This is a genomic window from Ruegeria pomeroyi DSS-3 (genome assembly GCF_000011965.2).
Classification (GTDB): Bacteria; Pseudomonadota; Alphaproteobacteria; order Rhodobacterales; family Rhodobacteraceae; genus Ruegeria_B; species Ruegeria_B pomeroyi.
Map to the genome: position 1 here is coordinate 1,818,577 of NC_003911.12, position 14,220 is coordinate 1,832,796.

Annotated in this window: 15 protein-coding genes and 1 pseudogene; 10 read left to right on the forward strand and 6 right to left on the reverse strand. The window is 60.0% G+C overall.

Annotation, left to right across the window (positions count from 1 at the left end):
* Nucleotides 1-349: 349 nt before the first annotated feature.
* From SPO_RS22855 to SPO_RS08665, 5 genes are all read left to right on the forward strand, one after another.
* Nucleotides 350-565 (forward strand): hypothetical protein, encoded by a 216-nt coding sequence (locus SPO_RS22855; protein WP_144083987.1) that lies wholly within the window; start codon nt 350-352, stop codon nt 563-565.
* The gene (locus SPO_RS08650) at nt 537-1,961 is read left to right on the forward strand and encodes a phage minor head protein (RefSeq protein ID WP_011047440.1); all 1,425 of its coding nucleotides are present in this window, start codon (nt 537-539) and stop codon (nt 1,959-1,961) included. Before SPO_RS22855 ends, SPO_RS08650 begins: the two co-directional genes overlap by 29 nt.
* Nucleotides 1,958-2,287: a hypothetical protein gene (locus tag SPO_RS08655; protein WP_044028145.1), complete on the forward strand. Its 330-nt coding sequence runs from the start codon at nt 1,958-1,960 to the stop codon at nt 2,285-2,287. The genes SPO_RS08650 and SPO_RS08655 overlap by 4 nt, the downstream gene beginning before the upstream one ends.
* A gap of 317 nt (nt 2,288-2,604) precedes the next feature.
* The gene (locus tag SPO_RS23080; protein WP_158454166.1) at nt 2,605-2,742 is read left to right on the forward strand and encodes a hypothetical protein; all 138 of its coding nucleotides are present in this window, start codon (nt 2,605-2,607) and stop codon (nt 2,740-2,742) included.
* A 2-nt stretch (nt 2,743-2,744) separates the two neighbouring features.
* Nucleotides 2,745-3,080, forward strand: a complete 336-nt coding sequence (locus SPO_RS08665) for a hypothetical protein (RefSeq protein ID WP_044028149.1) — start codon at nt 2,745-2,747, stop codon at nt 3,078-3,080.
* 424 nt (nt 3,081-3,504) lie between these two features.
* Here the strand turns inward: SPO_RS08665 and SPO_RS22485 are convergent.
* From SPO_RS22485 to urtA, 6 genes and pseudogenes are all read right to left on the reverse strand, one after another.
* Nucleotides 3,505-4,398 (reverse strand): annotated as a pseudogene (locus tag SPO_RS22485) (IS91 family transposase); the annotation flags it as partial.
* 122 nt (nt 4,399-4,520) lie between these two features.
* The gene (urtE, locus tag SPO_RS08680) at nt 4,521-5,216 is read right to left on the reverse strand and encodes an urea ABC transporter ATP-binding subunit UrtE (RefSeq protein WP_011047441.1); all 696 of its coding nucleotides are present in this window, start codon (nt 5,214-5,216) and stop codon (nt 4,521-4,523) included.
* 3 nt (nt 5,217-5,219) lie between these two features.
* Nucleotides 5,220-5,960: an urea ABC transporter ATP-binding protein UrtD gene (gene urtD, locus SPO_RS08685; RefSeq protein WP_011047442.1), complete on the reverse strand. Its 741-nt coding sequence runs from the start codon at nt 5,958-5,960 to the stop codon at nt 5,220-5,222.
* Nucleotides 5,957-7,186: an urea ABC transporter permease subunit UrtC gene (gene urtC, locus SPO_RS08690; protein WP_011047443.1), complete on the reverse strand. Its 1,230-nt coding sequence runs from the start codon at nt 7,184-7,186 to the stop codon at nt 5,957-5,959. The genes urtD and urtC overlap by 4 nt, the downstream gene beginning before the upstream one ends.
* 3 nt (nt 7,187-7,189) lie before the next feature.
* Nucleotides 7,190-9,145 (reverse strand): urea ABC transporter permease subunit UrtB, encoded by a 1,956-nt coding sequence (gene urtB / locus SPO_RS08695; protein WP_011047444.1) that lies wholly within the window; start codon nt 9,143-9,145, stop codon nt 7,190-7,192.
* 65 nt (nt 9,146-9,210) lie between these two features.
* Complete coding sequence (gene urtA / locus SPO_RS08700; RefSeq protein WP_044029188.1) at nt 9,211-10,491, reverse strand: urea ABC transporter substrate-binding protein; 1,281 nt, start codon at nt 10,489-10,491, stop codon at nt 9,211-9,213.
* A gap of 561 nt (nt 10,492-11,052) precedes the next feature.
* Between urtA and SPO_RS08705 the strand changes: the two genes are divergently transcribed.
* The 5 genes from SPO_RS08705 to ureC are packed head-to-tail and all read left to right on the forward strand — an operon-like array spanning nt 11,053 to nt 14,210.
* Entirely contained in the window at nt 11,053-11,715 is a 663-nt protein-coding gene (locus SPO_RS08705) for an urease accessory protein UreD (RefSeq protein WP_322786983.1), read from the forward strand.
* 1 nt (nt 11,716) lies between these two features.
* Nucleotides 11,717-12,019 (forward strand): urease subunit gamma, encoded by a 303-nt coding sequence (locus tag SPO_RS08710; RefSeq protein WP_011047447.1) that lies wholly within the window; start codon nt 11,717-11,719, stop codon nt 12,017-12,019.
* Between the two features lie 12 nt (nt 12,020-12,031).
* Nucleotides 12,032-12,199 (forward strand): hypothetical protein, encoded by a 168-nt coding sequence (locus SPO_RS23200; RefSeq protein WP_193385776.1) that lies wholly within the window; start codon nt 12,032-12,034, stop codon nt 12,197-12,199.
* A complete protein-coding gene (locus SPO_RS08715) occupies nt 12,196-12,501 on the forward strand; it encodes an urease subunit beta (protein WP_011047448.1) in 306 nt (101 codons plus the stop codon). Before SPO_RS23200 ends, SPO_RS08715 begins: the two co-directional genes overlap by 4 nt.
* Complete coding sequence (gene ureC, locus SPO_RS08720; RefSeq protein ID WP_011047449.1) at nt 12,501-14,210, forward strand: urease subunit alpha; 1,710 nt, start codon at nt 12,501-12,503, stop codon at nt 14,208-14,210. The genes SPO_RS08715 and ureC overlap by 1 nt, the downstream gene beginning before the upstream one ends.
* Nucleotides 14,211-14,220 lie beyond the last annotated feature (10 nt).

Sequence of the window (14,220 nt, forward strand, 5' to 3'; positions counted from 1 at the left end):
CCAAACCGGCAGTTGGAAAGCTCGCCTCAAATGGCAGCTTCGTCCGCGTTGTGTGAGTTCGAACGCCCTCAGTTTTGCATTCGCAGCGAATGGCAGGTCTGACGGGCCGCACCGCAGCAACCGGTTTCCCCAGTGGACTGCAGCTCTGGGCCGTTCTAATCGGCGCGATCCGAGCTAAGACACAAGATGCTGCGGTCGCTCCGATGGCCGCGAAGAGCCCGTAATGACCAATGCTGCGCAATGCTTGAATGTCTGGTTCTGACGCGCACCGAGTACATCGCGAACGGTGGTCTTCTCCTTTCTTTACCAATTGTAAATAGAACCTGTCTCGCACGCACACGGAGATTCCATGCAACAGGGTTTCGGCGATTTTCTCCGGCATGGCGGTGACAGCCAGTACAGAAAAGCGCAGCGACATGGTCGTCCGGTTGGCTACCACTTGGGATTGTCGCTCAAATCCACTTTCCCAAACTATTCCGCTTTGCGGGCCGATTTCAGTGAACGCCTCGACCAGGTGATTTCCAAAAAACACTCGGATGCTCCTGAACGCGCTGGCGCCGCCTGACACAGTGCCAACTGTTTCGACATCCGATTTGCGAGATGTGTCCGATGCAAACACTGAAGCGCTCAATGCATGGAACGCGCGGCTTGAGAGCATATTCAGCGAGTATCAAAACCACCCGCAACGACTTAGACCGCTTCGAACGGCCATGGAAGAACGTCTTCTGCGGGCCTTTGCTGGGCTGATCAACCAACTCCGGCAGGAAGACCTCGGGATTGAGCAATACATCTGGCGCTCGCAGGATGATGCCAAGGTGCGTGACAGCCATGCGGCCTATGACGACCGCGTATTCCGCTGGAACAATCCGCCGGAAGGCGGGCATCCCGGCGAGGCGCACAATTGCCGATGCTATGCCGAACCGGTGTTGCCGGGCGTACAGAGCATTGTGGTACTTGCTGATTTTGCGCCCGCGGCAGGTGGTGTCCCTGCTCTCGATCCGACGGACGCGATACGTGGCTTGCGCGCTCTGACTGGCATTGGCGCGGCCCTTCTTGCATCTGATGCATTGCAGGACTGGACGGACGCCATGCGTGACCGGCGCGTGGATGCGGCAGGTGCGCGACTAGGGGTCGATGTGACAACTGTCGAAGGTCGCTTGGCGGCGACAGCCTATGCCCTTGTCCAGGAAGGGATAAGCAGCGGCGCATATCCAGTCTTGCCCAAAAATTCCGAATTTGCACGCATCGGAGCTGAGGCCGCCGCGCTTTACGAGTTGATGAACCCCGGCACCATCCTGGAAACCGGCGTGGGCGGCGACCCCGCAAAGCAGCGCGCTTTGCAGGAATTCATCGCAGCCGCTGGGGCAGCGTTTGCGCGCGGGGGTCTACGGCTTCAGGAAGGCGAAATGGCACAAGGCTGGGTCGAAGTCTTTCCGGAACTGACGGAGGATGAGCGCCGTTTGGGAGAGCTACCCGGTTTCACCCCAGCACGGATCGAGCAGTGGCTTGAAACCTATCCGATTGAAGATTTAGGTCTGCCCAACCACACCGGATCGCCGATCCCTGAAGATCCGACCGACAGTATCATTTCGACCCCGATCCCAGAGGAAACGGGGCCGAACATCGTTGAAGCGCGGCCCGGAAACACAACGACACCCGGCGGCAACAGCATTCTTCCCCATGGCGCGAAGGGGGATGGGCGAGAGTACATTGGCCTCAAGGGTCACGATGTTGAGCAAATCGACGATATTATCGCCAATCCTCGTCCCGAATTGAGCGGCGTGGTTGAAGGGCGTGGCAAATTCAAAGGGCAGGATATGACGCTATTGACAGGACAAGACGGTCATTGGGTCTTGCTGGACCCCGATGGTAACGTGTTTGCTGTAAGCAACCGCAACCTGCCGCTCAGGCATCAAGAGAATGACCCGGAAGACATCGTACGTCCACTGGAGCGACCATGATTACACGATTTGAAGAGCTCATAGAGCAGGCACAATCAGGAGCAGGCACGGAATGGATTTCCGAATCTGAGTTGCTGGAGTTCAACAAATATCTCGCTGCGCACGGCTATGGAGTTGCTAGAATGGAGGTTGCTCGGGCAGCGGGAGGGACCGTCAATCGAAATTTTAGCTACGGTGTCTTGCCCCAGCCACTTCCCGGAGACGATGATCACTGGATGAACCACTTCGACCCCGCTCGCTCAGCTGCCTATGTCCGTGCGCAGGTTCAATATGCCAAAGCCGATGGTGCTCTTTTTGACTACAAGGTCTGGGCTGAGCAGCCTTAGATCACCTTGAAACGTATCCGATTGAAGATTTAGGTCTGTCTAACAACACAGGCTCCCCCATACCCGGCGATCCAACCGACAACATTATTTCAACCCCGATCCCAGAAGAAGCGGGGCCGAATATCGTTGACGCTCGACCTGGGGCCACAACGACACCTGACGGCAACAGAATTCTGCCCCATGGCAGCAAGGGGAACGGGCAAGAATATATTGGCCTCAAAGGCCACGATGTTGAGCAGATCGACGATATCATCGCCAATCCGCGTCCCGACTTGAGCGGCTTTGTCAAAGGGCGTGGCAGATACAAAGGGAAAGATATGACGCTGTTGACAGGTCAAGATGGCCATTGGGTTCTTTTGGACCCCGATGATAACGTCATTGCTGTAAGCAACCGCAATGTCCCGCTCGGCGACAATGAAAACATCCCGAGAGAAATCATCCGACCACTGGAGTGATCATGAACGAACGATTTGAAACTCTTCTTGCACAGGCTGAGACGGGCGGTGGAACGGATTGGATATCCGAGGCCGAGCTGCTTTCCTTCAATGTTTATCTGGCGTCTCGCGGCTATGGTGTTTCCCGCATGGAGGTGGCCCGAGCAGGAACTGAGGGCCGGCAGTCTCCAATGGACGTTACCTACGGCATCTTGCCGGCTCCAATCGGTGATGACCCCGAGCACTGGCTCAATCATTTCGATCCACAACGCTCTGCCGCCTATGTTCGCGAAACTGTTCAGTTTGCCAAGGAGGACGGCGCCGTGTTCGACTATAAGGTTTGGGCTGAACAGCCTTAGATCACCGAGAAGTTTGGTCAAAAACCCATACGTCTCTGCCCGGCCAACCCAGAGCCGACATTTGCGCAGCCGCAGCGAAAGCTCGGTTTGTCTAAGATTTTTGGATGCGGGGCAGTGCGTTAGTGTTGTGTTGGGCGGTCAGGCCCGCGTTGACAAATCTGACAAGGTGGAAGCGGCGGGACGCAAGCGCCGTGCTATGGGGAAAGTACAGGCCCCAGTCCCTGATATCGGTTGGAGTTTCGCGGATTTTTCCGAGTTTGGAGGCGTAGCGTCGATGTCTTGGGTTTAGGACCGGGCCCGTTTTTCGGTCTTGCTGCGGCGGCCTGCGTTCCATCGCGACGCATTGATGGCACTGAGCCAAAGCTTGCCTTTGACCGGCATGTTGCGTGTCGGACCTGAGGAGGCGCAAAAGATGGGCGGTTCATCATGCGGCCCGCTTTCTTGGTGGCGCTCGGGTTCGGGGGATTTGGCGACGCCGGAAGGTCTCGATGATGCGCATCTGTCCGCCACAGTCGGGGCATGGCTCACGTAAAGTGAGGGGTGCCGGGGGATCATCTGCGGGCCGGTCTGGCTCGGCCGATCTGGTCGCTCCAAGAAGCGCACGGATTTGGGCGACTTTCGCTCTGCGTCTACTGCCTGCAAGGAAGCCGTAGTGGCGGAGACGATGGAACCGGTCGGGGAGCACATGCATCAGAAAGCGGCGGATGACCTCGGTTGGCAGGCGCATGACCTTCATGCGGTCACCACGCTTGATCCTGTAATCCTTCCATTTGAACGCCACGGTGTTGGCATCAGCGCTGACGAGGCGACGGTTCGAGATGGTGACGCGGTGGGTGTATCGTGACAGGTATGCCAGCACGGCCTCCGGTCCGCCGAAGGGGTGAAGGGCGGCCAGGAATTGATCCAGTGGATCAATTCAGCCCTGAACGGGCGCAGCCCCGGGGCGGCATGGACCACCCAGTCGGTTTTGCGCAGCGGCGTGAGCCATTCGGCGAGAGCACTGGCCTCTGCCAATTCGGTGAGATCACCGAAGAACCTCAGCTGTCCTGCACGGTGCAAAGCCATGAGGCCTTTGACAAGCAACCGCCGGAGTTCAAGCGTCAAGCAAATGATCCGGGGGATCATTTGTAGCGCAGAACCGCGACAGCACGCGCACATGCAAAAAGAACCCTGGTTTGCACGCGACCCACCGGGTGCCGTCCGGGGACAGGCCACCGCCTGGAACGATCATGTGGATATGCGGGTGATGGGTCAGCGCCGATCCCCGGGTGTGGAGGACGCTGGTCATGCCGATGCAAGCGCCAAGACGTTTGGGATCCCCGCGCATGCAAGATCCGGTGATGTTCGAACGTCCGATGCGCAGGACAAAACCATCGATACTCGGAAGCGCCCGATCGCCCGAGGGCAGTCATCGCCCTTTCCATCTGACCAAAGCCATGGTCAAACCGACACGCCCTTCAGAACATCTGCCTTGCTGAGTTCCCCTTTGCGTCCTGCCACAAGCACTTCGCCGCGTCGCAGGACGACGAACCGGTCAGCGAGATCGTAGGCAAATTCGAAATATTGTTCGACCAGAATGATCGCCATCGTGCCCTGGCTGCGCAGATGGCGGATGACCTGGCCGATCTGCTGGATGATGTTGGGCTGGATGCCCTCCGTCGGCTCGTCCAGCAACAGGAGACGCGGTCTGGTGATCAGGGCGCGGGCGATCGCCAATTGTTGTTGCTGACCACCTGACAGGTCGCCGCCACGGCGGTTCTGCATCTGCTTGAGAACAGGGAACAGTTCAAAGATTTCGTCGGGAATGAGCCGGTCCGAGGCGGGCAGGCAACCGAACCCGGTTTCAAGGTTTTCACGCACGGTCAAAAGGGGGAAGATCTCGCGCCCCTGCGGGACATAGGCCACCCCCTTGTGTGCAAGTTGGTGGGCAGGCAGAACACCCAGCGGTTCGCCATCCAGGATCATCTCGCCGCCCGAGCGGGGATGGGTCCCCGAGATCGCCTTGATCAGGCTGGTCTTGCCAACCCCGTTGGTGCCCATGACACAGGTGATCTCGCCCAAGGCGGCCTCCATCGAGATACCGTGCAGGATTTGCGAATGCCCGTAATGCAGCGTCAGGTCTTGGAGTTTCAGCATGTTCTAACGTCCCAGATAGACGTCGATCACGTCTTGATTGGATGTCACATGGTCCAGGCTGCCTTCGGCCAGGACCGACCCTTCGTGCAGCACCGTGACCTTGCAGTTCAGGCGGCGGACAAACTCCATGTCATGCTCTACCACCACCACGGCGCAGGTCTTGGCGGCCTCGACCAGAAGATCGGTTGTATGTTCGCGCTCCTGTGGCGTCATCCCGGCAGCAGGTTCGTCCACCAGCAACAGGCGGGGTTCCTGTGCGAGCAGCATGCCAATTTCCAACCACTGTTTCTGACCGTGACTCAGCTCGCCGGATTTGCGCTTCAGGGCGTCTTGCAACCCGATTTCCTGCGCCAGACCGTAGACCTTTTCGATATCCTCCCTGCTTGGCCGATAGCTCAGAACCGAGACCCAGCTACGTGGTTTTTTCAGCGCCATCAGAAGGTTTTCCTCGACGGTCTGGTCCTCGAACACGGTCGGTTTCTGGAACTTCCGCCCGATCCCGGCCTGAGCAATCCTTGCCTCGCTCATTTTCAACAATGACACCGATCGTTCCCCCCAGATCACCCGGCCTTCGTCGGGGCGGGTCTTGCCTGTGACGATGTCCATGAATGTGGTCTTGCCCGCGCCATTCGGGCCGATGACCGCGCGCATTTCCGCCGGACCGATCCGAAAGCTGAGATTGTTGATGGCGCGAAACCCGTCGAAGGTGACCGATACGCCAGAGACTTCAAGAAGCGTGCTCATTTGTTGGCCTCCTGTTCGCGCAACGCGCCGTCGTCGGGGCCGAGATCTGCGCCGTGACGGCCGGGCGGTTTGCGGTCGGTCCAGAGGTCGATCAATCCGCCCATCCCCTTGGGGGCCAAGAGCGTGACGGCAACAAAGGAGAGCCCCAGAAGCACCAACCACCAATCGACCCATTTGATCGTGTAGAACCCCAAGGGCACGTCGGGGGCCTGACCGCCGGTGAACCAGGTCGACAGCAAGCTGACAAAGGCTGTCCCGATCACCGCGCCATACAGCCGGCCCCGCCCGCCGATGGCCACCCAGACCGCAAGATAGATCGAGGCGATAGGCGCGATCTCCGCCGGGTTGACAATGCCAGCCTGCGGGTAATAGAGCGCCCCGGCAATGGCGGCGATGCAGGCCGTCAGGGTGAAGATCACCAGCTTGTAGGTCTCGACCGAATACCCGAGGAAACGCACCCGCGCCTCGTTGTCGCGGATGCCGCGGATGACCGATCCGAACTTGCCGCTGACAAGCCAGGCCGCCAGAACATAACCAAGCCCGAGCGCAAGCGCCGAGGACCAGAGAAACCAGAGCGAGACGACATCCTGCGACGCATCCACCCCGGGCAGGTTCTGAAGCCCGGAGAGGCCGTTGTTGCCGCGCAAGCCGCTGTCGTTCTGGAACAGGTACAGCGCCAGGGCCAGCGTCATCGCCTGGGTCAGGATCGACAGGTAGACACCGGTCACGCGGCTGCGGAACGCAAGCCAACCGAAGATCAGCGCCAACAGCCCGGGGACAAGCAGCACCAGCAAAAGCTGCAGGAACAGGCTGTCGGCAAAGGCCCAAATCAAGGGAAACTCGCTGGAGCCGACCACGCCGAAGATCTGGTTGCCGATGGCGTCTATGACCTCGGCTTCGGTGGGCGGGATTTCGGATTGCGACAGCGACTCGACCACGATCAGCCGGGTGCGCTCATACATCAGCCACATGCCGATCATGTAGCCCCCCAACCCGAAAAAGGCGAAGTGGCCAAGGCTGAGAATACCGGCGAAGCCCCAGATCAGGTCCATCGCCACGGCGATCAGACACAGGCACAGCGTCTTGCCCAATGTCTTGATGAAGCTGGTCGAGATGATGCCGGTGCCCAATCCCTCGGAGAGCACCGATACGATCAAGGTGAACAGCGCCAGTGCGGCAAGGAAAATCAGGACGGATGGGTTCTTGGCGATGAACGAGTGTTGCATGTCTCAATCTCCCGCCGCACGGCCTTTGAGGGCGATGATGCCTCTTGGCCGGAACTGAATGAAAATGATGATGAAGACGATCATGTAGGTCTGAGCCGCCAGCGTGTTGCTGGGGTTCATCCATTCGATGCCCTTTTGCAGAAAGCCGATCATGGTGGCGCCCGCAAGCGTGCCCCAGATGTTGCCGACGCCGCCGACAACAACGGTCATGAAGCTTTGCACGATATAGTCGCTGCCCAGTTCCGATGTGACCTTGGCAAACAGACCAATGGCGACCCCGGCGATCCCGGCAATGCCCGAGCCGAGACCAAAGGTCAGCATGTTTACGCGGCCCGGGTTGATCCCCATCGAGGCCGCCATGCGCGGGTTCTGGGTCACGGCGCGGGTTTCAAGGCCAAGCCGTGTGCGTTTCATGATGTAGAGGAACACAGCCAGAAACATCAGCGCCAGAAAGAAGATGGCGATGCGGATATAGCTGATCGACACCACGTCGTTCAGCACCAGCGCCCCATCCAGCCACTCCGGGGACGTCAGCGGGCGGGCCTGAGTGCCGAAGATGTTCTTCGCCAACTGTTGCAGCGCGATCGAGATGCCGAAGGTCGCCAACAGGGTTTCCAGCGGTCGTGCGTAAAGCCAACGGATCACCAGCCGCTCCATCGCCACACCGGCGGCGAAGGTCACGGCAAAGGCCAGCGGGATCGCGACCAGGATCGAAATGGTGTGATCCGGAATAAGCTGCTGCACCACGTATCCGGTATAGGCGCCCATCATGATGAATTCGCCATGGGCCATGTTGATCACCCCCATCACGCCAAAGGTGATGGCAAGGCCGATGGCGGCGAGGAAATAGATAGAGGCGAGCGACAGGGCGTCGAGCGTCAGGTCTAACGCTTGGTTCACGCCGACTTTCAGCTCGATGGATTTCAAGGCGGCCAGTGCAGCAGCGGTGACCTGTTTCGAGGGGTCCGCGTAGCTGTCATAAAAGACATGCGCAGCCAGCGCCGCGTCGATTTCGGCATCGCTCAGGATCGGGGGGACGCGCCCTGCTTTTGCCAGCGCTGCATAGGCCCGACTGCGGGCAGTGTCGCTGTCAAGCTGGGCGACGGGGATGCCGGCCACCATCCCGCCGGTGATATTGCCGGCAAGCGCCGAGCGGATGTCGTCAGGCGTGACCTGCGCCGGTGCGTATCCCTTGGCAACCAGAAGGCCATAGGCCTCGTCGCGCGGCAACACCTCGGATCCGGGCCTGAGGCGGGCAGCAACGTTCCTGTCTTCGGGTACCTGACCCGCTGCAACCTCTCGCGTGGTTGCGACCAGCGGGTTCAACGTGGCACGCAGATCGACGCCCAGATCGCCCGACATTTCGTCGATGGCATCGATGCGGGTCTGGATGTCGTTTTCGAAGCTGATCGTCAGCAAGCGTTCCATCCGGCGTTTCTGCGCCTTGAGGATGCCATCGGGCTCACTTTCGATCGACGCCCTGAGGGGCTCCAGATGCGCAGCCTCCGGGTCGCGCTGGATCGAGGTCAGCGCATCCTCCCGCTTGGCCCGATCGGGGTCATTCAACTGGAACTGCACCAGCGCGGTGGCGATCAGGGCGCGGATGCCGCTGTTTGGTTTCAGCTGTTCCAACTCGGTCCTGGGGAACTCTCCCGCAACCTCGCCCGTGTCGAAATCGGTCAGGCGGTAGGTATCGCCGCCCACCATTTCACCGATGAAGAACAATCCGTCGGATTTGCGCATCCACATCGACTTGGCGCCCCAGGTTTCCAGAACGATTTGCGCCTGTGGCAGCCCGCTCGCCGCAATTGCGTCAATGGCCGGGGCGATCGTCTTGCGCGAGCTCTTGGCGATGGCCGCCTGATGTTCCTGCAAGAGCGGCTGGATCGGTGCGTCCTGTGCAGTCGCAGCCAAGCACGACAACACGAGGGCAAGCCCCGCGAATAGAAATCGTTTCATGTCAGTGGGTTCCGATACTTCAGCGCAAAGGGGGCAGGGACCCGCCCCCTTTGTAAACTCAGGACTCAGTAGTTCGACAGGGTCTGAACACAGGTCTTGGTTTCGGTGTTGTACATACCGCACCCAAGCTCCTTCCAATCGGACATCAGAACAGCCGATTCCGGCAGGAAGTCGGTCCAGGCATCGCCCGGGACTTCGGCAGTCTGGCTGATGATGTCGAACTGGCCGTCGGCCTGGATTTCACCGATCAGAACCGGCTTGGTCAGATGGTGGTTGGGCAGCATGACAGCCGTGCCACCGGTCAGGTTCGGGAACTCCTGGCCGTACATTTTGGCGCGCACGGCATCGACATCGGTGCTGCCTGCCTCGGTGGCGGCATTCACCCACATGTTGAAGCCGATATAGTGGGCTTCCATCGGGTCGTTGGTGACACGCTCTTCGCCCATTGTCGCTTTCCAGCTTTTGACGAATTCGGCGTTCACGTCGCTTTCGGCTGACTGGAAGTAGTTCCATGCCGCCAGATGACCAACAAGGTTCGAGGTATCGAGACCGGCAAGCTCTTCTTCACCCACCGAGAAGGCCACGACCGGGATGTCATCCGCCGAAATGCCCGCTGCGGCCAGTTCCTTGTAAAAGCCGATGTTGGCGTCACCGTTGATGGTCGAGATCACGCCGACCTTTTTGCCATCCGCGCCCAGGGCGACGACATCGGCTACGATCTTGGACCAGTCCGAATGGCCAAAGGGCGTGTAGTTGACGAAGATATCGGCCTCGGCGATGCCCTTTTGCTTGAGGTAGCTTTCAAGAATGTTGTTGGTGGTCCTTGGATAGACATAGTCCGTGCCGAGAAGTGCGAATTTCTCGACCCCCAGTTCCTCGAGGAAATAGTCGGTGGCCGGGATCGCCTGCTGGTTCGGGGCGGCACCGGTGTAGAAGACGTTTTTCGAGCTTTCCTCGCCTTCATACTGGACCGGATAGAACAGCAGGCCATTCAGTTCCTCGATCACCGGGAGAACCGATTTACGGCTGACCGATGTCCAGTTGCCGAAGATCACGTCGACCTCATGCACGGTCAGCAGTTCGCGGGCCTTTTCGGCAAACAGCGGCCAGTCCGAGGCGGGGTCGACGACCACGGCTTCCAGCTGCTTGCCCAGAAGGCCGCCCTTGGCGTTCTGCTGCTCAATCAGCATCAGCATGGTGTCCTTGAGCGTGGTTTCCGAGATCGCCATGGTGCCCGAAAGCGAGTGCAGAACGCCGACCTTGATCTTGTCCTCGGCTGCCATTGCCGCGTTGCAAAGGGCAGCGAAGACCACCGAACTGGCGAGCGTTGTTTTGAGAAAGTTCATGCTTGTCTCCTCGCGGGGCGCGGAGAAACGCTTGCGCATTGGCGCTGGCTTCACTTACCTGTCCCCGCAACTTCGTGTTGCAAACCGTGTGGCGGCCGCTTCGAGGTCCAATTCGTATGGTCGCCACACACCCCCGGATATGTTTGGCGTTGCGCCCCCGGCAGGTGACCAATCGATTCTGCATTGCAGCATGATTGGCAAACTCTGGATGCATGTTTCCGCCTTCCGCACCAGCAATCGCCTGTTTTCACGGCAGTTGCGGTCGCGCGCGATTAGAAAACAGTCAAGTAATCACGGAATCGCCCAACAGATTGCCATTTCCAATGGCGGTTGGGGCCTGTCGCACCGAAACCAGATGCATGAGCAGGCCCGGAAGGTAGAGCCATTACACAGCACGCGATCATAGGACCCACGTCGGATTTTGGCGTTCAACCCCGTGCGCGCGGCGTCGTGGAACTCACGACCAAACTTGTGGGCACTTGCAGCGCGCTTGACCGCCTTTATCAGTCTGGGTCGGCCAAATGCCTTTTCCCGCGCAACAGCCGGGCGGGATTGGAAGCTGTGCTGCTGAATACCGCCGGGGGTGTGACCGGCGGCGACCGTCTGTCGTTTTCGGCGCAGGTCCGTGCAGGGACCCGGCTGAGCGTGACCACTCAGGCCTGCGAACGCGCCTACAGGGCGCAACCGGGCGAAACCGGACAGGTTCGCAACCACCTGAGTGTCGCGACCGGTGCGCGGATGAACTGGCTGCCGCAAGAGACCATCCTCTATGATGGCTCGTCACTTGACCGGCGCCTGAGCGTCGAGATCGAACCCGGAGCAAGCCTGTTAATGGTGGAGCCGCTGGTGTTCGGCCGCATCGAAATGGGTGAAAGCCTGAACGATGCCCGGTTTTGCGACCGTATCGAGATCACGCGGCGTGGGCGCCCGATCTTCCTGGACGCCACCCGATTGCAGGGCGGTATCGCCGCGCATTTGGCAAAACCCTTCATTGCCAATGGGGCAGGGGCGATGGCGCTTCTGGTTTACCTAGCCGAAAATGCGGAAGCGGTTTTGCCACGGCTGCGTCAGATGCTGCCCGAATGTGCGGGTGCAAGCCTGATCGGCGAGGACCTGTTGGTGATGCGCGTCCTGGCTGCAGACAGTTTTCTGCTGCGCCAGAGCCTGCTGCCGGCCCTGCGTCTTCTGAACAATAACGAGATCCCCCGATGCTGGACCATCTGAGATGAACCTGACTCCAAGAGAAAAAGACAAGCTTCTGATTGCCATGGCCGCCGAGGTGGCCCGCAAACGGCGCGCGCGCGGCGTGAAACTGAACCACCCCGAAGCGATTGCCCTGATTAGCGATGCGGTTGTCGAAGGCGCCCGTGACGGGCGTTCGGTGGCCGACCTGATGCAGGCCGGGGCCGAGGTCATACGTGCCGAGGACTGCATGGAAGGCATCGCCCAGATGATCCTCGAGGTGCAGGTCGAGGCCACCTTTCCCGACGGAACCAAGCTTGTAACCGTTCACAACCCCATTCGTTGAAGGAGACCTGAAATGAAAACCGCTCTCTTTGCCATTGTGACCGCAGCGGCCACACCCGCATTCGCGCATTCCGGTTTGCACATGCATCCTCATGCAGATGATCCGTCGTGGCTGGTGCTGCTCATGTCAGGGCTCGCCGTCGCGGCGGCCGCAATCGTGGCATGGACTCGCCTGAAATGATCCCCGGCGAGTTGTTCCCGGCGGAGGGTGAGCTGATCCTCAACCAAGGTCGCGCGGTCACACGGTTGATGGTGGCCAATACCGGGGACCGACCGGTGCAGGTTGGATCACACTATCATTTTGCCGAGACCAACCCCGCCCTGGAATTCGACCGGGGTGCGGCGCGCGGCATGCGGCTGGACATCGCCGCGGGAACGGCGGTCCGGTTCGAGCCGGGACAGCGGCGCGAGGTCGTATTGATCCCGATTGGCGGGGCGCGGCGGATTTACGGTTTCAATCAACAGGTGATGGGAGAGCTCTGATGCCGGCAACGATCTCTCGCGCCGATTATGCCGCGATGTTCGGTCCCACCACCGGTGACCGGCTGCGCCTTGCGGATACCGACCTGATCATCGAGGTCGAACGTGACCTCACCACCTATGGCGAAGAGGTCAAGTTCGGTGGCGGCAAGGTGATCCGTGACGGCATGGGCCAGGCCCAGACCACCCGTGCCGAAGGCGCGGTCGACACCGTCATCACCAATGCGCTGATCGTTGACCACAGCGGGATCTACAAGGCCGATGTGGGCCTCAAGAACGGGCGCATCGCCAAGATCGGGAAGGCCGGCAACCCCGACACCCAACCCGGCGTCGACATCATCGTAGGCCCAGGGACCGAAGCGATTGCCGGCGAGGGCCGCATCCTGACCGCCGGTGGGTTCGACAGCCATATCCATTTCATTTGCCCGCAGCAGATTGAGGATGCATTGCATTCCGGCCTGACCACCATGCTGGGCGGGGGCACCGGCCCCGCGCATGGCACGCTTGCCACCACCTGCACGCCGGGGCCCTGGCATATCGGCAGGATGCTGCAGGCGGCGGATGCCTTTCCGATGAACCTGGCCTTTGCGGGCAAGGGCAATGCCTCGCTTCCTGCGGCGCTGGAAGAACAGGTGCTGGGCGGTGCCTGTGCCTTGAAACTGCACGAGGATTGGGGCACGACACCCGCCGCGATTGATTGCTGCCTGTCGGTGGCAGACGCGATGGACGTGCAGGTCATGATCCATACTGACACGCTCAACGAATCCGGCTTTGTCGAGAACACGGTTGCCGCCATGAAGGGCCGCACCATTCATGCGTTCCATACCGAAGGGGCAGGGGGCGGCCACGCGCCCGACATCATCAAGATCTGCGGCGAAGAGCATGTTTTGCCGTCCTCGACGAACCCGACGCGCCCTTTCACCGTCAACACGCTTGAAGAGCATCTGGACATGCTGATGGTCTGTCACCACCTGGACAAATCCATCCCCGAAGACGTGGCCTTTGCCGAAAGCCGCATTCGCCGCGAAACCATCGCGGCCGAGGATATCCTGCATGACATGGGTGCGTTTTCGATCATCGCGTCGGACAGTCAGGCCATGGGCCGCGTGGGCGAGGTTCTGATCCGCACCTGGCAGACAGCCGACAAGATGCGGAAACAGCGCGGGCGATTGGCGGAGGAGACCGGGGACAACGACAATTTTCGGGTGCGCCGCTATATCGCGAAATACACCATCAACCCGGCGATTGCACATGGCATCGGGCATGAGATCGGCAGTATCGAAGAGGGCAAACGCGCCGACCTTGTGCTGTGGAACCCGGCCTTTTTCGGGGTGAAGCCCGAGATGGTTCTTCTGGGCGGCACCATCGTCATGGCCCAGATGGGGGATCCGAACGCGTCGATCCCGACACCGCAACCGGTCTATTCGCGCCCGATGTTTGGGGCTTATGGCCGTTCTGTGGAAAACTGCGCTGTCACCTTTGTCAGCGCCGCAGCACACGAGGACGGGATTGGCGCGCGCCTGGGGCTGGCCAAGGAAACGCTGGCAGTAACGAATACCCGCAACATCGGCAAATCCCATCTGATCCTCAACAACGCCACGCCCCAGATCGAGGTAAATCCCGAAACCTACGAAGTGCGTGCAGATGGAGAGCTGCTCACCTGTCAACCCGCCGAGGTGTTGCCGATGGCGCAACGCTATTTCCTGTTTTGAAGGGGACCAG

Coding starts and splice junctions, on each gene's coding strand:
- SPO_RS22855 (WP_144083987.1), top strand. CDS start 350: ATGCAACAGGGTTTCGGCGATTTTCTCCGGCATGGCGGTGACAGCCAG.
- SPO_RS08650 (WP_011047440.1), top strand. CDS start 537: ATGCTCCTGAACGCGCTGGCGCCGCCTGACACAGTGCCAACTGTTTCG.
- SPO_RS08655 (WP_044028145.1), top strand. CDS start 1,958: ATGATTACACGATTTGAAGAGCTCATAGAGCAGGCACAATCAGGAGCA.
- SPO_RS23080 (WP_158454166.1), top strand. CDS start 2,605: ATGACGCTGTTGACAGGTCAAGATGGCCATTGGGTTCTTTTGGACCCC.
- SPO_RS08665 (WP_044028149.1), top strand. CDS start 2,745: ATGAACGAACGATTTGAAACTCTTCTTGCACAGGCTGAGACGGGCGGT.
- urtE (WP_011047441.1), bottom strand. CDS start 5,216: ATGCTGAAACTCCAAGACCTGACGCTGCATTACGGGCATTCGCAAATC.
- urtD (WP_011047442.1), bottom strand. CDS start 5,960: ATGAGCACGCTTCTTGAAGTCTCTGGCGTATCGGTCACCTTCGACGGG.
- urtC (WP_011047443.1), bottom strand. CDS start 7,186: ATGCAACACTCGTTCATCGCCAAGAACCCATCCGTCCTGATTTTCCTT.
- urtB (WP_011047444.1), bottom strand. CDS start 9,145: ATGAAACGATTTCTATTCGCGGGGCTTGCCCTCGTGTTGTCGTGCTTG.
- urtA (WP_044029188.1), bottom strand. CDS start 10,491: ATGAACTTTCTCAAAACAACGCTCGCCAGTTCGGTGGTCTTCGCTGCC.
- SPO_RS08710 (WP_011047447.1), top strand. CDS start 11,717: ATGAACCTGACTCCAAGAGAAAAAGACAAGCTTCTGATTGCCATGGCC.
- SPO_RS23200 (WP_193385776.1), top strand. CDS start 12,032: ATGAAAACCGCTCTCTTTGCCATTGTGACCGCAGCGGCCACACCCGCA.
- SPO_RS08715 (WP_011047448.1), top strand. CDS start 12,196: ATGATCCCCGGCGAGTTGTTCCCGGCGGAGGGTGAGCTGATCCTCAAC.
- ureC (WP_011047449.1), top strand. CDS start 12,501: ATGCCGGCAACGATCTCTCGCGCCGATTATGCCGCGATGTTCGGTCCC.